Source organism: Aquirufa nivalisilvae, assembly GCF_004307455.1.
Taxonomy (GTDB): Bacteria; Bacteroidota; Bacteroidia; order Cytophagales; family Spirosomataceae; genus Aquirufa; species Aquirufa nivalisilvae.
The window spans coordinates 376,627-395,858 of sequence record NZ_SEWX01000005.1; the positions used below are offsets into that span (position 1 = coordinate 376,627).

Below are 19,232 nucleotides of genomic sequence, written 5' to 3' on the forward strand. Positions count from 1 at the left end.
CATGTATCAGGGGCTCTTTGAGCCCCTATTTATTTGATTTTATGAAGCTACAATTTTTAGGTGCGGCCAAACAAGTAACAGGAAGTATGTACTTGCTAGAATTGGAAGATGGCTTTAAGATTTTGATTGATTGTGGTACGGACATGGAGCGGGAGATTGATTTTGATGAACCATATGAGAGCAAAGCATTTTTCCAATTTGATGCGTCCTTGATTAATTTAGTTATTCTTACACATGCCCATATTGACCACTCTGGCAATATTCCTATGCTGTATCGAGAAGGATACGAAGGACAAGTGCTTTGTACTCCTCCAACAGCTGAATTAGCGGAATTACTTTTAATGGACTCGGCTAATTTGCATTTGAGAAAGTTGAAAGCTGCTCAAGGTGAAAGTCGTAAAAAGCATAAACAAATGGATCGCCTATTACGAAAAGGCGATTTGTATTTGCAAAAGGATGTAGAACATTCTGTGAACCATTTTATTACGATTCCATTTAGTAAGAAATTTAGAGCTACAGAGAATTTAGAAATCACCTTTATACCAGCTGGCCATCTTTTAGGTGCTGCCCATGTACATTTAGGTATTACAGAAAACGGAGTAAAGAAAACCCTTGGTTTTAGTGGAGATGTAGGTCGTAAAAATTACCCATTGCATATTGATCCGCAAACCATGCCAGCATGTGATTATTTAGTTTGCGAAACTACTTATGGAAATCGTATCCATGAAGATAAAGAATCGACTAAAAAAGCTTTGGGCGATATTATAAAATCGACCTGTATAGACAAACCAGGTAGATTAATTATTCCTGCTTTCTCAGTAGGTAGAACCCAAGCTGTTTTATATACCTTAAATCGATTAATCGAAGAAGACCATTTTCCTGCTATTCGTGTATTCACGGATAGTCCTATGGGAAAAAGTTCTACCCGTATTTATACCAAATATTCATCTTACTTAAATCAAGAAGCTAGAGAGTTTCAAGCTGAATATGATGAATTATTTGACTTTGATAATTTGAAGTTTTTGCAAACTGAAAAAGAAAGTAGAGCCATTAAGAACTACCATGAACCATGTATTATTATTTCTTCTTCAGGAATGATTTCAGGTGGAAGGGTAGAAACACATATTGCAGACAATATTTCAAATACTTATTGTACGATTTTATTGATAGGTTATGCTGCTGAAGGTACTTTAGGCCGACAGTTATTAGCAGGAACAGATCATATTCAAGTACGAGATCGAGAATACAAAGTTCACGCACAAATACGTAAAATTGATGTCTTTTCAGGACATGCAGATAAATTAGGTTTGTTGGATTTTGTCAAAGTTCAAAGTCCATCTACCTTAAAAAAAGTATTTCTAAGCCATGGTGAAGAAGAAAGTATGGTAGAATTCAAAGAAGAGTTAACAAATTTGGGATATCAGGATGTTATTTTGCCCGAAAAGAATCAAACTTTCATTCTTTAATTGATAATTTTACAATTGAAATTAACATCTACTATGAGAACATTATTAGAATTTGAAAAGCCAATTGCTGAATTAGAGGATAAGTTGATAGAAATGCGCAAATTAGCAATTGAAAATAATGTCGATGTCACTGCTACAGTACAATCATTGACAGAAAAAATTCTAGAATTGAAAAAAGAGACATTTTCTAATTTAACTCGTTGGCAAAGAGTTCAGTTATCTAGACATCCTGATCGTCCTTATACTTTTGATTATATTGAAAAAATATGTGAAGAGTTTATCGAGATTCACGGAGATCGTTCTGTGGCCGATGATAAAGCCATGGTGGGTGGATTTGGAAATATTGATGGGGAGTTTTCTGTTATGTTCATTGGTCAACAAAAAGGACGTAATACGAAACAAAGACAGTATCGTAATTTTGGTATGCCAAATCCAGAAGGATATCGTAAGGCCTTGCGTTTGATGAAAATGGCTGAGAAGTTCAATAAGCCCATCGTATGCTTAATAGATACCCCAGGTGCATTTCCAGGCTTAGAAGCAGAAGAAAGAGGGCAAGGAGAAGCTATTGCACGTAATATCCGTGACATGTTTATGTTAAAGGTACCAGTAATTTGCATCATCATAGGTGAAGGTGCTTCTGGTGGTGCATTGGGGATAGCTGTAGGTGATCGTGTTTTGATGATGGAAAATACATGGTATTCGGTGATATCTCCGGAATCTTGTTCTTCGATTTTATGGAGATCATGGAATTATAAAGAGCAAGCTGCCGAAGCGTTGAAATTGACGGCCAATGATATGGAACAAAATGGCTTGATCGATGGGATTATTTCTGAGCCATTGGGTGGTGCACACCTAGATCCTGATGCTGCAGCGGCTAAAATGAAAGCTGTTATTAAAGAAGAATTGAAAAAACTATGTGCTATGGATGTTCGTGCACGTATAGATGCACGTATAGATAAGTACGGTAAAATGGGTGTTGTTGTTGAGTAGGTATTATGTCATCCTCTAAACCATCACTTCTCTTTGATTTAGGTAATGTATTATTACCAATTGACCTAGACAAGACGTTTCAGGCTTTTGCAGATTTATCAGATCGTTTTTCCGCAGAAGAAGTGAAGGAATTGACTCACAGTCAAGCCCTTTGGACTAGATACGAAAGCGGATTGCAAACAGAAGAAGAATTTAGAGATTTTCTTCGCCATTCTCTCGCATTGAATTGTTCAGATGAACAGTTTGATTTGGCATTTTCAGCTCTTTTATTGGATTTTCATCCCCAAGTATATACCTGGTTAGAAAATATTGCCAAGCAATATGCTATATACTTATTAAGTAATACCAGCTTAATTCATGCTAAGCAATTTATACAGGTTCCTTTAGGTCCCCAAGGAGAGTCATTATTTGGTTTGTTTAGGAAAACTTATTTTTCATTCGACTTAGGTATGGTTAAGCCAGATGAAAAAATTTATCACCATGTATTAGAAGATTTATCGTTAAAACCAGAAAATCTTGTTTTTTTTGATGATAATTTTCATAATATTGAATCAGCAAAACGAGTAGGCATTGATGGAGTGCTCATTAATCCTTCGTGTTCTTTACAACAAATTGACTCCTATTTATTGCAATTATGCTCATAAAATCTGCATTGTTCGACTTATTCTTTAAGTGGATGGGTTGGGAAATGAAAGGAAATATTCCACGAAATATTCCGAAAAGTATAGTCATAGTGTGCCCACACGCCACTTGGGTCGACTTTCCTATAGGTTTAGGTGTACGTTCCTTATTAAATATGAACATCTATTTTTGGGGTAAACAAGAGCTTTTTAAAGGTGTTTTTGGATGGTTATTTCGTTGGTTGGGAGGTTATCCAGTAGACCGATCGAAGAACCAAAATTTGGTCAATGCCATTGTAGATATTTATCAAGCGAATAAATATTTTCATGCTGCCTTAGCCCCTGAAGGTACACGCAAAGATGTGCAAGAATTAAAAACAGGTTTTTACCATATAGCTGTAAAAGCTAATATTCCCATTATCATGGTTGGCTTTGATTATGTAAATAAATGGGTTCACATTAATGATCCTTTTTATCCTAGTGGAGATTTTGACGTGGATAAGAAAGTTATTGCAAATTACTATGCATCTATTCCAGGGACTCAAAAATCATGGATTAAAAATTACTTAGCCTGATAGGATAAGGCATAATCATACATCATTTTGGCTGTTTTTTTTGATGCTCCAGCAGGGCCAATGATTTGTATTAATTCATTATAACAATTTAATTGCTTTTGCTTGCTAACAGCATTCGAATCAAGTAGTTGCTTGATTTTTAGAGAAATATGGGAAGCGGTAAACTTAGATTGAATCATCTCTGGTACGGCTTCTTTTCCTAAAATAATATTGACTAAGGAAATGAATTTTATTTTTACTAGCAATTTGGCTAAAGAATAAAATATCCAATCTGTTTTATATACAACGATTTGAGGTATTTTAAATAAGGCAGTTTCTAAGGTGGCTGTTCCTGAAGTTACAATGGCAATTTGAGATACATGTAACAAATTGTAAGTATCATCATATATGATATCTAAATCGTAGGCTTTATAAATAGACTTCCATTCTTTAAGTCCTGCTACATAAAAGTGCAAATCTGGAAACTGCTGCTTAATCTCTTGGAAAACAGGCAAAGCGGCATTGATTTCTTGCTTTCTGCTGCCAGCTAACAAGGATATACAAGGTTGTTTGATGGAATTTTGTTCGGCAAATTGAGGATTAGGTTGAAAGTCATCAATGGAATCTTTCAATGGGTTTCCAACATAATGAGTGGAAATTCCATGTTCTTCAAAAAGTGTCTTTTCAAAGGGGAAAATCACATACAATTGATCTACCCATTTTTTGATTACATCCACTCGTCCTTTATTCCAAGCCCAAACTTTAGGTGCAATGTAAAATTGGGTATGAAAGCCTTGCAATTTGGCAATTCTGGCTGCTTTGAGATTAAAACCACCATAGTCAATGAAGATGACAGTATCAGGTTGAAATTGCTGAATTTGACTTTTAAATTTTTGAAATAAACCTTTCAGCCGTTGAATGTTCTGCAAAACACCCAATAAACCCATGATGGCAAGTTCTTTGTGATGAATAAGTACTTCAGCACCAGCTTCCTGCATATCATCTCCACCCCATGCTTGTATAGTAGCAGTTGAATCCAATAGTAATAGTTCCTTAATTAATTTGGAACCGTGTAAATCACCTGATTTTTCTCCTGCTAGTATGAAATACTTCATTTATATTTCTCCGTAATATTCTACTGAGTTTTTGTTGGTTTCAACCAAATGGATTTTATGCAATAGGGCACTAGTGGAAGCAGATTGGATTTTTGGAGCTAAGATTTTCCAAAATTCCATGACCAAATTTTCACAACTCGCCAATTTGCCAGACATAAAATCGACGTCCATATTCAAATTTTTATGATCTACTTTATCAATAATTTCTTTCTTGATTAGCTTACCTAATTCTTTCAAATCAAATACAAATCCTGTCTCTGGATCAGGATTTCCTTTAACGGTCACAATTAATTCAAAATTATGCCCATGCCAGTTTTTGTTGGCACATGGACCAAAAACTTCATCATTCTTCTCTTCTGACCAATTGGGATTATAAAGCCGATGAGCGGCATTAAAATGTTCCTTGCGGATGACGTAAACCATTGTTTTCAGTTGTTTAAAGTGAAGGTGAACTGGGAAAACATTAGCAGAATCACCATTAATTCTGCAAAGGTATGGAATGCTATTGGGATTCTACGTAAATTTAGGGGCTAAATCTATATAATCTATTTAATTATGATCATTGTTACAGGAGCTGCTGGATTCATTGGTAGTTGTTTAATTCAAAAATTGAACGAGTTAAATTTTAACTACATTATCGCAGTAGATGATTTTTCTTTCGAAGAAAAAAACAAAAATTTGATTGGTAAAAAAATCAAGGAAAAAGTGGAAAGAACTCAGTTTTTCACTTGGTTAGACGCCAATTTCAGAGAAGTTGAGTTTATTTTTCACATTGGAGCTCGGACGGATACCACCGAATTTGACAAATCAATTTTTGATGAATTGAATGTTAATTATTCCAAAGAAATTTGGAATCGATGTGTGGAGTATCAAATCCCACTCGTCTATGCCTCATCTGCAGCCACATATGGCTTGGGTGAATTGGGATATGATGATGATGAGAGTAAAATTCCAGGATTAAAACCCTTAAATCCTTATGGAGACTCAAAGAACGATTTTGATATTTGGGCATTGAAACAAGAAAAGAAACCTTTCTTTTGGGCTGGTTTGAAGTTTTTTAATGTTTATGGACCCAATGAATACCACAAAGGTCGCATGGCTTCCGTTATTTGGCATGCCTTTCGTCAAATTAATGAAAAAGGTAGTTTAAATCTATTTAGATCCCATCGTTCAGATTATGGAGACGGCGAACAAATGCGTGATTTTATCTACGTAAAAGATTTAATTGATGTATGCATATTCTTCATGGAACATCGTAAGAATTCGGGAATCTATAATTTAGGAACAGGCATTGCGCGTTCTTTTAATGATTTAGGCAAATCTACTTTTGCTGCCATGGGTAAAGAAGCGGTTATTAATTATATTGATACACCAATCGATATTCGTGATAAGTACCAATATTTTACGGAAGCAAATATGTCGAAGTTACGTCAAATTGGTTTTACACAACCATTCCATACATTGGAAGAAGGGGTGAAAGATTACGTTCAGAATTACTTACTTAAGAAGGCTTACTGGTAATCTTTTTCCATGCCTCTTCTAAAAATCCTTGGCCATAAGCGATTAACTGTATGTTAGCTGCAATAAGGCCAAGGATTGTTATTTTAAGGCTTTTTGTCTGAAATAATGCATTTATTACTATTCCTAACCAATACAATAAGACAAGCCCTGCTAAGTATTTTCCTAAACTAGGAAGTATAATCAAGCTTAATAGAACGAATAGAATTCCTATGAAATAACAAGCCGGGAAAAAATGCACCCATTTCAATTCTTTAGGAAAGAATCTGGAAATATTGATTCTGGCTCGACCAAAGAAGTGTAATTGTTTATAAAATTGAGCAAAGTCAGTACGTCTTTTGTGATAAATGAATGCTTTCGGTAGGAGTGCAGAAGTGAAACCTAAGGATAAACAACGTATGCTGAATTCAATATCTTCTCCCATTCGAGTTATTTTAAAGCCTTGTGTAGCTTCCCAAACTTTCCTTGATATACCCATGTTAAAGCTCCTTGGGTGAAAGGCACCACCTACGTTTTTTTCTTTACCACGTATACCACCTGTAGTAAATAGGCTTGTCATACTAAAGCTAATTGCTTTTTGAATAGGGGTGAAGCTAACATGGTCTTTATCTGGCCCACCAAATAAATCGATATTCTTTTCTCGGATTCCAATTGCTACTTCTTCTAAATAGTTAGCTTCAACCAATGCATCTGAATCCAAAATCACAAAAAAATCACCCTTTGCTCTTTCAAAGGCATAATTTCTAGCAAATCCTTGTCCTCCGTTTTCTTTGAAATAATAGTGTATATCTAATTGATTGACATATTGATCCACCACATCTTTCGATGAAATGAGTGACCCATCTTCGATAATGAGCACTTCAAAATGTCGGTAGATTTGACGAGTTAAACAGTTTAAAAGCTCATCCAATTCGTGCGGACGATTATAGACTGGAATTATAACACTGAAGAAAGTTGATTCTTCTTTCATATAGCTATAGAGCTGTTTAGGCTGACACTAGGCCACAAGCGTTTTTTCCAAGGCTATCCTACTCGCTTTTAAAATATGATCAATGTGTGCTTCATCTAGCGCAGCAGATAAAAACCATGATTCAAATTGCGAAGGTGGTAAATAAACACCTAGGTTCAACATTTCTCTAAAATAAATGCCAAATTTAGCAGTATCAGAAGTTTTAGCATCACTAAAATTTTTCACAGCTTTATTGGTGAAAAACAAAGTGAACATAGAACCTATTTGGTTGACAAATCCATCAATTTGTAATTCTGATAATTGTTGACGAATTCCTTCAGCTAATGTTTTTCCCTTTTGATTTAATGCTTCATAGACCTCGGGATGCTCAGTGATTAAGTTCAACATGGCTAATCCGGCTGAAGTAGCTAAAGGATTTCCTGATAAGGTACCGGCTTGATATACTGGACCAGCTGGAGCTATCATGTTCATGATTTCAGCTTTTCCTCCATATGCACCCACTGGTAGACCTCCACCTATGATTTTACCTAAAGTGGTTAAATCGGGTTGAATATTCGTGAGACCTTGATAACCAGATGATGACAGTCTGAAACCTGTCATAACTTCATCAAATATCAATAGACTCCCGTAAGTCTTACATAATTGTTGAATTCCTTCAATGAAACCAGGCTCAGGGATAACTAATCCCATATTTCCGACTACAGGTTCTAAAATGACTGCTGAAATATCAGTAGGATTGGCCTCGAATAAGTTTCTTAATGAACTTAAATCGTTATATACGGCCGTTAAGGTATCTTTTGCTGTAGAAACTGTAACACCCGGACTATCAGGTGTACCTAAGGTGGCAACGCCAGAACCAGCAGCTATTAAAAAGGAATCACCATGCCCATGGTAACAGCCTTCAAACTTAATGATTTTATCTCTTTTGGTATAAGCCCTCGCTAAACGAATCGCAGCCATGGTGGCTTCTGTTCCAGAATTAACCAAGCGAACCTTTTCGATCGATGGAATCATGGAAACAATTTTCTCCGCGATTAATACCTCATTATAGGAAGGTGCGCCAAATGAAAATCCCTTTGACAATGCATCACGAACGGCATTTTCAATACTTGGATGTGCTTGGCCAAATAACATGGGTCCCCATGATCCAATGAGATCGATGTATTCTTTTCCATCGACGTCTTTCAGGTATGCACCTTTAGCCGATTGGATGAAAAGAGGTGAGCCACCTACTGATTTAAATGCACGAACTGGAGAATTAACTCCACCCGGTATAACTTCTTGGGCACGTTCAAAATAGGAAGCACTTAATGATCCCATATCTATTTCTTCTTCTTAGGATTGGTATTTTTTTGGTCTTTTTGTTGTTCTTCAATAGCTTTCATTTGTGTTTGAAGGTATTGAGAAAAACGAGATTTTTTAGCTCCACCACCAGCAGCTATTTTCTTGCGATTTTCATCTAATAAACGCTTGATTTTATCTTCATCAACAAATTTACGAATCGCAAGTTGTTGACCAATAGTGACCAAGTTAGATACAAAATAATAGAAACTTAATCCTGCAGGAAAAGAGTTCATCACAAACATGAAAATGACAGGAGTTACATAAGCCATCATTTTCATATTGATTGGTTGTCCAGGTTGATCCGGTGTAATTTGGTTGTTATAATAACCATATGCCAATTGCGACAAGGTCATTAATAAACAAAATAAACTCACATGAGAACCATAGAAAGGAATATTGAAAGGCAAATCCAAAACTGAATCAAAAGTTGATAGGTCATTTGCCCACCAAAACGACTCCTGTCTTAGGTTAATTAAGTTCGGGAACAACATAAATACTGCCATCAATACCGGCATAGTAGCTAATACAGGGATACAGCCACTCAGAGGATTGACACCTACTTCACCATATAATTTCATGGTTTCTTGTTGAACTCTGGCTGCATCATCCCCAATTTTCTCTTTAATGGCAGCGATTTCAGGAGCTAATATTCTCGTTTTGGCCATGGATACATATGACTTATATGTCAATGGTAATAAGGCTGTTTTGATAATCAAAACCAATAAAACGATTAATAGACCATAGTTGGAGACGATACTTTCTAAAAAGTCAAACAGAGGTACAAACACATATCGAGTAATTGGTAATAAGAAGTCATAACTTAATTTGACATTCTTTCCAAAGGAAGGAGCTACATGTTTGATGATGGAATAATCATTGGGTCCAAAGTAAAATTTGAAACTAGATTTTCCTGAAACCAAATCTTGAGAAGAAGCAACAATGTTGGCATCTAAGGTTTTGATATTCAACGAATCATTTAAGTTGGGAGTACTGCTCAAAGAGGCTTTTTGGAATTGAAAACCTTGTGGAATCAAACCTGCGATGAAATACTTCTTTTTGAAAGTGATCCAATCTACTTTAGACGTGATATTTTCTGCTTCATTGGCCGAAGGATTTTCTGATAAATAATCAAACTCCTCGTCTTCATGTAAAAGATAATTGATGGTAGCCTTTCTTTCTTCGGCTATATCTTTCTCTGTTTGATGGATATTCTCTTTCCAATGAATTTGGTATTCAGTACCTAAATCGGCTCCTAATGATTTTGCATCAATGGCATAATTCAATTCAAAACCCTCTTTGGCAAGACTGTAAGTTTGTTTGATTAATTTACCTGAAGGCAAGGTGCTGATAAATTCAATACTCTCACCAGACTTTTTGGCCTGATAAGTTAAGTCGTTCAGTTTGACTTTTTTACCTGAGATTGGCAGCTCTACATCAAATTGATCTTTTTTTGCATCGAATAATTTCAAACCAGCTTTTAGACCTTGATTGTAATTTTTATAAGATTCGTAGTTTTTAAGTATCACAGAAACAATTTTTCCTCCGTAATTACTCAATTGAACTTTGATATCTTTATTTTCTAATACAAAGCTCTCTTTTTTAATGGTCGCCACCGTGGTATCCAATTTTGCTACAGCTGGTGTCGCTTTGGATACAAAAGAATCAACTTTTTTCGGGCTTGAAGCTGCTTTAACACTGGTTTCACTCTTAATCGGTTCTTTGGGTGCAAAGAAGTATTGATACCCCAATAACATGGCTAATATCAATACAATACCGGTAACTGAATTCCTATCCATAAGATATATCTAAATACTATTTTGAATTTTTAATAAAAGGGACAGCATGTTGATATGCCGCTTTAACAAAATGAACAAACAGGGGAGAAGGTGCTTCTACGGTAGATTTATATTCCGGGTGAAACTGTACTCCAACAAAAAATGGATGATTCGGTAATTCCACAATTTCCACCAAATTACTATCAGGATTAAGCCCTGATGTAACCATTCCTGCTTGATGAAACTGGTCTAAGAAATTATTGTTGAATTCATAGCGGTGTCTATGGCGTTCCTGAATAGAAGTTTTACCATAAATTTTATGAGCCAAAGTACCTTTTTCTATTTTACATGGATATGCTCCTAATCGCATGGTTCCACCTTTTTCAGAGATTTTCTTCTGATCTTCCATGATATCAATCACAGGATAAGGTGTTTCGGGATTCATTTCAAAAGAATGAGCATCATCTAAACCAATGACATTGCGAGCAAATTCAATGACTGCACATTGCATTCCTAAACAGATACCTAAGAATGGGATCTTGTTTTCTCGAGCATATTTAACTGCATTAATTTTCCCTTGAATACCTCTTTCTCCAAATCCTGGAGCTACTAAAATACCATCTAGACCTGCTAATGTATCTTGGATATTTTCCTCATCCATTGTTTCAGAAGAAATCCATTTGACATTTACTTTAATCTCATTAGCCACACCCGCATGTATAAATGCTTCTGCTATGGATTTATATGAATCTTTTAATTCTACGTACTTACCAATTAGACCTATGGAAATCTCGAATTTTGGATTTTTTAATTTCGACAAAAAGTTTTTCCAATTAACTAAATTGGAATCCTTATCATTGTAGATATCTAATTTATATAAAACACGACTATCCAGACGCTCTTCCTTCATCAATAAAGGTACATCGTAAATCGTTTCAGCATCCATCGCTTCAATTACGTCTTGTTCTGTCACGTTACAGAACAAACCAATTTTGCGCTTCATCTCTTGAGGTAAAGGATGTTCTGTACGACAAACTAAGATATCAGGTTGAATACCTGATTCTGATAACGTTTTTACAGAGTGCTGTGTTGGTTTAGTTTTTAATTCTCCAGCAGAGCTTAAATATGGAATTAATGTCAAATGGATAAATAAGGTATTTTTCTCACCTAAATCCCATTTTAACTGACGTGCAGCTTCTATGAATGGTAAAGATTCAATATCTCCTACACAGCCTCCAATTTCAGTAATTACAATGTCAAATTTTCCAGTTTCACCCAAGAGCAAAATGTTTCTTTTGATTTCATCGGTAATATGAGGAACTACTTGAACAGTTTTACCTAGATAATCTCCTCTTCTTTCTTTAGTAATGACATTATGGTAGATTCTACCAGTAGTAATGTTATTCGCCTGACTCGTTGGCGTGTTTAAGAATCGTTCGTAATGGCCTAAGTCTAAATCAGTTTCAGCACCATCATTGGTTACATAACATTCCCCATGTTCGTAGGGATTTAATGTTCCTGGATCAATATTAATATATGGATCGAATTTTTGAATGGTACAGCTTAAACCTCGAGCCTGTAAAAGTTTGGCTAAGGAAGACGCTATGATGCCTTTACCTAATGAAGAAGTTACTCCACCCGTAACGAAAATGTACTTTGATTTCTTTGTGGTCCCTTTACCTGACATTGGGAATTTGTTTGTTTGGTTACGGGAAACAAAGATAGCAATAAAAGGCACACCGAATTAATCCTATTTTTATTTTATCTTGCATTCTAAACAGTTTTTTCATGTTAGCCTCACCTTTACAACTCTTTTCTGCATCTGCAGGGTCCGGTAAAACCTATACGCTAACATTGGAGTACCTAAAATTATCATTACGAGAAGTTGAACCTCGAGGGTACTTTCGTCGCATTCTAGCAGTAACATTTACCATCAAAGCTGCCGAGGAAATGCGCACAAGAATCATTAAAGCATTGTCTGGTATTTCGGCTTATCCTGATTTTGTTGGAATTCCAGAAAAGGGTAGTTCAGAATCAAAGCAGTTGTTGGCCAGAATTCAACATGATTTAGCCCAAGATGGGATAGATGTAAGTCTGGAAGAATTAGCAACTCGCTCTTTTGTTACTTTACAGCAAATTCTTCAAGATTATGGACTTTTTTCTGTGATGACCATTGATGCCTTTGTTCAAAGGTTAAGTAGTTCATTTGTGGAAGAACTTCATTTACCTAGTCAATTTGAAGTGATTTTGGATATTCCAACTTTGATGAATGATTTGATGGATCAATTATTGGATAAGGTTAATCAAACTGGAGATAAGAATTTAACAGAATTGGTGCTTTCCTTTGCTCGACAAGAAGTAACGGATGGGCGAAATTGGAATCGAATTAGACAAAGTTTAACTGATTTCTTACAGATTACTTTTAATGAGAATTACTTTAGAATTAAGGACGAAATGGATGTATTCTCCATGGCGGATTTTATCCAAATTGAAAGTCAAATTTATGAAAGAATAAAGTTATTAGAATCTCAAGTAGTACATATTGCCAACCAAATTATTGAATTAGTAGAATCAAGTCATATTTCAGATGCTGAATTAACAGGTGGCGCCAAAGGGCCTATCAATACGTTTAGACGATTGGCGACGGGTCAAAGTTTAAAATTGGAAGCATATTCCACTTTGCGTAAGGCTGTAGAACAGAATAAGTGGTATTCTTCCAAAGTAGACCCAATTACTAAATCAAATATTGAAGGAATTTCAGATCAATTGACTGAATATGCTCAGGAGTTTCTTCAACTGTATGATGATGAAATCTCACGCTATTTGTTATTCAAGTTGGTGGCCAAGGATTTAAAGAAGGTAGCTCTTATTTCTTCCATCAATGAAGAATATCAGGTATATCAAAATGAGCAGTCAAGTATTTCTATTTCGGAGTTTGCACGCAGGATTAACGAAATAATATCAAAGGACCCAGTCCCTTTTATTTATGAAAAACTAGGGGATCGTTATTTCCATATTTTGATTGATGAATTTCAAGACACCTCTATTTTGCAATGGAAGAATTTCATGCCTTTGTTGGAAAATACGGTCTCATTAGGGAAACGTAATTTATTAGTAGGAGACGCAAAACAATCTATCTATAAATTTAGAGGAGGGGAGGTGGGATTAATAGCGTCATTAACGGCCAAAAATCCTGAATTGATTGGAAATAAAATTAATAACACAGAACTAGATCAAGTTCGCTATGATTATCTGGTCCAACAGATTCAATTAAATCAGTTAGAAAGTAATTACCGAAGTGCTCCAGAAATAGTTGAGTTTAATAATGCTTTGTTTACTTGGATTTCTCAGCAGCAGGAATATCAAAGTATTTGCGCATTATTGGAACCTGTTTATGGGCAATTTATGACTCAAATTCCCCAGGTTTCTTCTCAAGATCTATCTGGCCAAGTTGATCTCTTGGTTTTTCAAAAACCTGTAAATACGCTTGAAAACAAGGACTTAGAATCTTCTTGGATGCTTGAGCAAGTTGTTCAATTGATTGAATATAATTTATCACTGGGTTTTAAATTGGCGGATATTGCCATATTAACTCGGAAAAATAAGCAGTCAAATTTTCTTGCTTTGCAATTAAAAGAAGCGGGGTATCCTGTCATTTCTGCCGACTCCCTTTTGGTTTATTATTCATCACTTGTGACTTTCATTTTAGCCATATTGAAAATGAAAGAAGATAAGGAAAAGCAATTATTGCTTTTTGAAGCCGCTTATGCATTGGCAGATGTTCATGGAAAAACGATTTCATTAGAAGCACTTGATTATCTGCAAAAGCATGGTAAATATGCCAAAAATCAACAAATTATATTAGACCAATATTTACAACTTTACTATGACGTTTCATTCAATATAAATTGGAAAGAGGATAACCTGTTTGATATGGTGTATCAACTTATCGGAATATTCGACTTATTTAATCAATCAGAAGGATCAGAATATGTACTTAAGTTTTTAGATATTATTCAGGAATATACACTGAAAAATACGGCATCGATAGCTGACTTTGTTCAGTATTTTGATCTTAATAAGCATAGTTTTAGTATTTCATGCCCAGAAAATATTGATGCCATTACCATTACTAGTATACATAGATCTAAAGGTTTGGAATATCCAGTTGTCATATTACCTTTTGCCGCATGGACACATCAAGTAAGTGAAAGGGATAAAATATGGTTTAAACTAGCTGAGGAAGTAGATGTTTTTCAATTGAATGGAAAGGGGCAATTACCTTATTTTTATGCCAGGGCTAATGCCAGTGACCTGGATTTGTTTCCTGATTTAGCGCTTCAAAAACAAAAGGAAATTGATGCCATATTTTTAGATGCTTTGAATATGTTATATGTAGCTAGCACTCGCGCAAAACAGCATTTACATATTTTATTGGCGGAACCTAGTCCTGATGCGCACTCGAAAACACAATTAACTTTTAAGCAATCTATTGGACAATTATTAATGAAATATGTAGAAACGCTTAAAACTTCTTCTGATGAATTACCCGCTTTTGTGAAACCAGAATATGTTGAAAATAGCCTCTATTATTTAATCAGTAAATCGGAGTTATTTATTAGTAAATCATTAGCAACAAAAAGCAATTTGCCGATTTCTTTAGCTTTGAATGCAAAGACTTCTACAAAACCTTTATTGAGGATCAAATCTTCGCAAACAGATCTTTATACATTAGCCAAAGAAAAGCGAGAGAGGGGCAAAATTATTCATGATCAATTGGAAAAATTGAATTCATACGAAGAATTAACTGAAGCGGAGTTTTTGCCAGAAGTTTTAGAATTACTTGAAATAGAAGATATTAAGCAATTTTTCAAGCCAGGAGAACTCTTGTTTTCAGAAGAAGATATTTTAATGCCAAACGGAAATATGATTCGACCAGATCGCGTTATTAGACAGCAAGATTCATTGGTTGTGGTCGACTATAAAACGGGTAAAAAAGATGATAAACATATTATTCAAGTAAATTCTTACTGTGAAGCTTTGCGACAAATGGGTTATCCTGTTGTAAAAGGGGCCATTATTTACACAGAAGATAAAGAAGTGAATTATGTTTAAAAGAGTTGTTTGTATTTTATCTATTGTTTTTCTTGTTTCATCCTGTTCAGTTTGGAAAAAGACCATTCGCTTTTTAGGCATATCCAAGAAAGAAACCATTGAAAACAATTATTCTATTCGTGAAGTAGATCAAATTATTCAATCAGGAATGTCTTATAAAGGAGTTCCTTATCGTACTGGCGGTACTGATCGAAAGGGAATGGATTGTTCGGGCTTGTTGTTTAGAATTTATACAGATCAACTTTACCAGATTCCTCGACTTTCCAAAGATCAAGCTCAATTTGGTTTACCTGTTTCCATTCAAGAAGCTCAAGTTGGTGATTGGATTTTTTTTGCCACCGGTCAGGCAAAAGTTATTAATCATTCGGGTATAATTTCTCAGATTAAATCTGCCAATGAAGTCTATTTTCTTCATGCAAGTACTTCCAAAGGTGTTCGGGAAGATAATTTGTACACCAAATATTGGCTTGTAAGTTATGTGAAAATTATACGTCCATTTAAAAATTAATCAAAGCTTGAAGGATAAAAGCTTCTCTTGATGTATTTTTGCATTCTTTTTAAATAAAACTATGTCGAAAAAGGTAATTGTAATTGGTGCAGGTGGTGTAGGAAACGTGGTAGTGAAGAAATGCGCTATGAATCCCCAGTTTTTTTCTGAAGTGGTATTGGCTTCAAGAACTTTATCAAAATGTGATGCCATTGCTCTAGAAGCAAAAAACATTGGGCTTCCAATCGAAATTAAAACACGTCGGGTTGACGCGGATTCTGTTCCAGAATTAATCCAGTTGTTTACAGAGGAAAAGCCATATATGGTCATCAATGTGGCTTTGCCATATCAAGATTTAACCATCATGGATGCCTGTTTAGCTACTGGAGTTCATTACTTGGATACGGCCAATTATGAGCCTAAAGATGAAGCCAAATTTGAATATTCATGGCAATGGGCTTACCAAGAAAGATTTAAAGAAGCGGGATTAATGGCATTATTGGGCTGTGGTTTTGATCCGGGGGTGACGGGTGTTTATACAGCTTATGCTAATAAGCATTATTTCGATGAAATGCATTATTTAGATATCATCGACTGTAATGCTGGAGATCATGGTAAAGCTTTTGCTACTAACTTTAATCCGGAAATTAATATTCGGGAGATTACTCAAAAAGGTAAATATTGGGAAAATGGTCAATGGGTAGAAATTGATGCTATGTCCATTCATAAACCTATCGAATATCCCAATATTGGACCAAAGGAATCCTATTTATTATATCATGAGGAGTTAGAGTCTTTAACTAAAAACTTTCCTTCATTGAAGCGAGCTCGCTTCTGGATGACATTTGGTCAGGCTTATTTAACTCATTTAGACGTATTGCAAAATGTTGGGATGACTTCTATACAGCCAATTAAATTCAATGGTATGGATATTGTCCCATTGGAATTTTTGAAAGCTGTACTTCCAGAGCCTGGAACATTAGGTGAGAATTATTCTGGCCAGACTTCCATTGGTTGTCAGATTAAGGGGCTTAAAGATGGACAGGACACCACGTATTATGTGTATAATAACTGTCACCATGCTGAATGCTACAAAGAAGTTCAGGCGCAAGGAGTTAGCTACACAACAGGGGTTCCAGCCATGATTGGTGCTAGCTTAATGATTCAGGGAGAATGGATGAAACCTGGAGTATATAATGTAGAGGAGTTTAATCCAGATCCGTTTATGGAGATGTTAAATATTCATGGCTTACCATGGCATGAATTGCACAATATCACACTTCCACATGAGTATTAGACCTCTAGCAGTATTTCCTGCCATACCTTCTCCTTGTTTTGTCTTAGAAGAGAACTTGTTGCTGAAAAATCTTAGATTGCTTCAACGAGTTCAACAAGAAGCAGGTATTGAAATTATATGTGCCTTAAAAGGATTCTCTTTTTATCATGAATTTCCTTTGGTACGTCAGTATTTAGCAGGAGCTACAGCTAGTTCATTGCATGAAGCTCGTTTGGCTTTTGAAGAAATGAAGGTGAAGTGCCATGTCTATTCACCAGCTTATTTGGAAAAGGAATTTGAAGAATTAGCTTCTTATACAAGTCACTTGTCTTTTAATTCGCTGAATCAATATCAGCAGTTTTATCATCGTGCGGCACAAAAGGGGATATCATGTGGAATTCGTATTAATCCCGAATATGCTGAAGTAGAAACAGACATGTATAATCCTTGTGTTCCTGGGTCTAGGTTGGGAATTCGTCGGTCTGATATTGGAGAAACATTGCCAGAAGGAATAGAAGGTTTACATTCACATACTTTATGTGAAAATGATTCTTTCGTTTTGGAGAGAACCTTGGCTGTTATTAATGAAAAATTTGGTGATTTATTACATCAGATAAAATGGTTAAATCTCGGAGGTGGGCATTTGATAACGCGAGCAGATTATCAAGTAGATCATTTAATTCAAGTTCTGACTCGCTTTAAAACTAAATACCCTAATTTATCGATTATTTTAGAACCAGGATCAGCTGTAGGCTGGCAAACTGGATTTCTAAAGTCAACTGTTTTAGATATAGTTCACTCAGCAGGAATTGATGTAGCTATTTTAGATGTGTCTTTTGCGGCACATATGCCTGATACTTTAGAAATGCCTTATAAACCCCGAATTCGATTTGCTGATTCAGAACCAGTTGCTGGAAAGCCAACGTATCGATTTGGAGGCATGACTTGTCTAGCTGGAGATTATTATGGTGACTATTCTTTTGATGAACCCTTACAAATAGGAGATGAAATCATTTTGGAAGATATGATTCATTATACTATGGTGAAAACGACAACCTTCAATGGTGTTAACTTACCAAGCATTGGTAAATTAGATCAGGATCAGAACTTCGTGTTATTTAAGAGTTTCGGTTACGAGTCGTTTAAAGATCGATTGTAGATTATCAATTTCTATGATTGAATTTGCAGCTATTTCCGTTTAGATTTGTCAAATTTTTGAAATTTGACAAATCTCTTGGGCGAATCTCTAGCTCAAATTTCATTGACAAGTCTATTTGAAAACTTCCCCAACAAAAAAATGTAGATCGAAGAACTGAATTTTCATTCTACATTCTTCAATCTACATTTCACCAGTGGAGAAGATCGGGCTCGAACCGACGACCTCTTGCATGCCATGCAAGCGCTCTAGCCAACTGAGCTACATCCCCCTTTTACGGATTGCAAATGTCATGATTTTTAATCTAAAATGCAATATGGCCTAAAAATTAACCCGAACGCCTATGCCACCTTGAACGTGGAAAAAGAATGGATTGGGAGCTATTTCATTGTAAAAACCGATCTCACCAAAGAAAGATAAATTCGGTGCATCAACAGGATAGAATTCAATTCCACCTACTGCAGCTGCCCCAAATCCGCCATTATTAGTAGGAGTAGTACTACCTTTAGTATACAAATCCCTAGATGTATATTGTGGGCCAAAGCCATAATAGGTATGGATATCGGAATTTACTAAAGTGGGATGATGCCATAGATACAAGGCATTCATGGTAAATCCAATATTCTTAAACGTTCCATCCTTATAGTTTCTATCTGTTCCCCACAAGCCTCCATAAGCTCCAATATTTACTTCTACGGCATTAATTCCATTACTTAAATATTTCCGAGCCATGAATCCCCCTGGTTCACCAATTCTGAAACCAGAAGCCCATTCTTGAATTTGCCCAAAAGCAAAGTTGGAGAGACAAGTAAATAAAAGGATGAAAAGGCTCTTTTTAAACATATA

The 19,232-nt window shown here is 35.5% G+C and carries 16 protein-coding genes and 1 tRNA gene; 9 read left to right on the forward strand and 8 right to left on the reverse strand.

Features of this window, described 5'->3' with window-relative positions; all coding sequences use genetic code 11:
* The first annotated feature begins 41 nt into the window (after positions 1-41).
* Genes EWU22_RS08475 through EWU22_RS08490 form a run of 4 tightly spaced genes read left to right on the forward strand, consistent with a single transcriptional unit; the run spans position 42 to position 3,651 of the window.
* Entirely contained in the window at positions 42-1,466 is a 1,425-nt protein-coding gene (locus EWU22_RS08475) for an MBL fold metallo-hydrolase RNA specificity domain-containing protein (protein ID WP_130925196.1), read from the forward strand.
* Positions 1,467-1,499: 33 nt separating this feature from the next.
* Positions 1,500-2,456 (forward strand): acetyl-CoA carboxylase carboxyltransferase subunit alpha, encoded by a 957-nt coding sequence (locus EWU22_RS08480; protein WP_130925197.1) that lies wholly within the window; start codon positions 1,500-1,502, stop codon positions 2,454-2,456.
* A 5-nt stretch (positions 2,457-2,461) separates the two neighbouring features.
* Positions 2,462-3,100 (forward strand): HAD family hydrolase, encoded by a 639-nt coding sequence (locus EWU22_RS08485; protein ID WP_130925198.1) that lies wholly within the window; start codon positions 2,462-2,464, stop codon positions 3,098-3,100.
* Positions 3,091-3,651 (forward strand): 1-acyl-sn-glycerol-3-phosphate acyltransferase, encoded by a 561-nt coding sequence (locus EWU22_RS08490; RefSeq protein WP_109322905.1) that lies wholly within the window; start codon positions 3,091-3,093, stop codon positions 3,649-3,651. The genes EWU22_RS08485 and EWU22_RS08490 overlap by 10 nt, the downstream gene beginning before the upstream one ends.
* On the opposite strand, the gene lpxB is transcribed toward EWU22_RS08490, so the two are convergent.
* Both lpxB and EWU22_RS08500 read right to left on the reverse strand, forming a co-directional pair.
* Complete coding sequence (lpxB, locus tag EWU22_RS08495) at positions 3,639-4,745, reverse strand: lipid-A-disaccharide synthase (RefSeq protein ID WP_130925199.1); 1,107 nt, start codon at positions 4,743-4,745, stop codon at positions 3,639-3,641. The genes EWU22_RS08490 and lpxB overlap by 13 nt on opposite strands.
* A complete protein-coding gene (locus EWU22_RS08500; RefSeq protein WP_130925200.1) occupies positions 4,746-5,168 on the reverse strand; it encodes a 6-pyruvoyl trahydropterin synthase family protein in 423 nt (140 codons plus the stop codon). It abuts the gene before it with no gap.
* Between the two features lie 132 nt (positions 5,169-5,300).
* Between EWU22_RS08500 and rfaD the strand changes: the two genes are divergently transcribed.
* On the forward strand, positions 5,301-6,266 hold the full coding sequence (rfaD, locus tag EWU22_RS08505; protein WP_130925201.1) for an ADP-glyceromanno-heptose 6-epimerase: 966 nt from the start codon (positions 5,301-5,303) through the stop codon (positions 6,264-6,266).
* Here rfaD and EWU22_RS08510 read toward each other — a convergent pair.
* Genes EWU22_RS08510 through EWU22_RS08525 form a run of 4 tightly spaced genes read right to left on the reverse strand, consistent with a single transcriptional unit; the run spans position 6,247 to position 12,039 of the window.
* On the reverse strand, positions 6,247-7,233 hold the full coding sequence (locus EWU22_RS08510; RefSeq protein WP_130925202.1) for a glycosyltransferase: 987 nt from the start codon (positions 7,231-7,233) through the stop codon (positions 6,247-6,249). The genes rfaD and EWU22_RS08510 overlap by 20 nt on opposite strands.
* Before the next feature lie 27 nt (positions 7,234-7,260).
* Positions 7,261-8,553 (reverse strand): glutamate-1-semialdehyde 2,1-aminomutase, encoded by a 1,293-nt coding sequence (gene hemL / locus EWU22_RS08515; protein ID WP_130925203.1) that lies wholly within the window; start codon positions 8,551-8,553, stop codon positions 7,261-7,263.
* Between the two features lie 2 nt (positions 8,554-8,555).
* Entirely contained in the window at positions 8,556-10,373 is a 1,818-nt protein-coding gene (gene yidC, locus EWU22_RS08520) for a membrane protein insertase YidC (RefSeq protein WP_130925204.1), read from the reverse strand.
* Positions 10,374-10,389: 16 nt separating this feature from the next.
* Positions 10,390-12,039, reverse strand: coding sequence for a CTP synthase (locus EWU22_RS08525; RefSeq protein ID WP_109322912.1), 1,650 nt, complete (start codon positions 12,037-12,039; stop codon positions 10,390-10,392).
* A gap of 101 nt (positions 12,040-12,140) precedes the next feature.
* Here EWU22_RS08525 and EWU22_RS08530 point away from each other — a divergent pair, with 101 nt between their 5' ends.
* From EWU22_RS08530 to nspC, 4 genes are all read left to right on the forward strand, one after another.
* Positions 12,141-15,467, forward strand: coding sequence for a UvrD-helicase domain-containing protein (locus tag EWU22_RS08530; protein ID WP_130925205.1), 3,327 nt, complete (start codon positions 12,141-12,143; stop codon positions 15,465-15,467).
* Positions 15,460-15,975 carry a C40 family peptidase gene (locus EWU22_RS08535; protein WP_130925206.1) on the forward strand — a complete coding sequence of 172 codons (516 nt, stop codon included), beginning with the start codon at positions 15,460-15,462 and terminating at the stop codon, positions 15,973-15,975. Before EWU22_RS08530 ends, EWU22_RS08535 begins: the two co-directional genes overlap by 8 nt.
* A gap of 61 nt (positions 15,976-16,036) precedes the next feature.
* Entirely contained in the window at positions 16,037-17,251 is a 1,215-nt protein-coding gene (locus EWU22_RS08540; RefSeq protein WP_130925207.1) for a saccharopine dehydrogenase family protein, read from the forward strand.
* Complete coding sequence (gene nspC / locus EWU22_RS08545) at positions 17,241-18,389, forward strand: carboxynorspermidine decarboxylase (protein ID WP_231962835.1); 1,149 nt, start codon at positions 17,241-17,243, stop codon at positions 18,387-18,389. Before EWU22_RS08540 ends, nspC begins: the two co-directional genes overlap by 11 nt.
* Before the next feature lie 194 nt (positions 18,390-18,583).
* Here nspC and EWU22_RS08550 read toward each other — a convergent pair.
* Both EWU22_RS08550 and EWU22_RS08555 read right to left on the reverse strand, forming a co-directional pair.
* Positions 18,584-18,657: transfer RNA gene (locus EWU22_RS08550), tRNA-Ala, on the reverse strand.
* A 50-nt stretch (positions 18,658-18,707) separates the two neighbouring features.
* Entirely contained in the window at positions 18,708-19,229 is a 522-nt protein-coding gene (locus tag EWU22_RS08555; RefSeq protein ID WP_109322917.1) for a hypothetical protein, read from the reverse strand.
* Positions 19,230-19,232: the final 3 nt, after the last annotated feature.

Bases quoted from the DNA above. Each gene is read 5' to 3' on its own strand.
- EWU22_RS08540 (WP_130925207.1), top strand. From the start codon at position 16,037: ATGTCGAAAAAGGTAATTGTAATTGGTGCAGGTGGTGTAGGAAACGTG.
- rfaD (WP_130925201.1), top strand. From the start codon at position 5,301: ATGATCATTGTTACAGGAGCTGCTGGATTCATTGGTAGTTGTTTAATT.
- yidC (WP_130925204.1), bottom strand. From the start codon at position 10,373: ATGGATAGGAATTCAGTTACCGGTATTGTATTGATATTAGCCATGTTA.
- EWU22_RS08535 (WP_130925206.1), top strand. From the start codon at position 15,460: ATGTTTAAAAGAGTTGTTTGTATTTTATCTATTGTTTTTCTTGTTTCA.
- EWU22_RS08555 (WP_109322917.1), bottom strand. From the start codon at position 19,229: ATGTTTAAAAAGAGCCTTTTCATCCTTTTATTTACTTGTCTCTCCAAC.
- EWU22_RS08510 (WP_130925202.1), bottom strand. From the start codon at position 7,233: ATGAAAGAAGAATCAACTTTCTTCAGTGTTATAATTCCAGTCTATAAT.
- EWU22_RS08500 (WP_130925200.1), bottom strand. From the start codon at position 5,168: ATGGTTTACGTCATCCGCAAGGAACATTTTAATGCCGCTCATCGGCTT.
- EWU22_RS08525 (WP_109322912.1), bottom strand. From the start codon at position 12,039: ATGTCAGGTAAAGGGACCACAAAGAAATCAAAGTACATTTTCGTTACG.
- EWU22_RS08480 (WP_130925197.1), top strand. From the start codon at position 1,500: ATGAGAACATTATTAGAATTTGAAAAGCCAATTGCTGAATTAGAGGAT.
- EWU22_RS08475 (WP_130925196.1), top strand. From the start codon at position 42: ATGAAGCTACAATTTTTAGGTGCGGCCAAACAAGTAACAGGAAGTATG.
- EWU22_RS08485 (WP_130925198.1), top strand. From the start codon at position 2,462: ATGTCATCCTCTAAACCATCACTTCTCTTTGATTTAGGTAATGTATTA.
- EWU22_RS08490 (WP_109322905.1), top strand. From the start codon at position 3,091: ATGCTCATAAAATCTGCATTGTTCGACTTATTCTTTAAGTGGATGGGT.
- lpxB (WP_130925199.1), bottom strand. From the start codon at position 4,745: ATGAAGTATTTCATACTAGCAGGAGAAAAATCAGGTGATTTACACGGT.
- hemL (WP_130925203.1), bottom strand. From the start codon at position 8,553: ATGGGATCATTAAGTGCTTCCTATTTTGAACGTGCCCAAGAAGTTATA.
- EWU22_RS08530 (WP_130925205.1), top strand. From the start codon at position 12,141: ATGTTAGCCTCACCTTTACAACTCTTTTCTGCATCTGCAGGGTCCGGT.
- nspC (WP_231962835.1), top strand. From the start codon at position 17,241: ATGAGTATTAGACCTCTAGCAGTATTTCCTGCCATACCTTCTCCTTGT.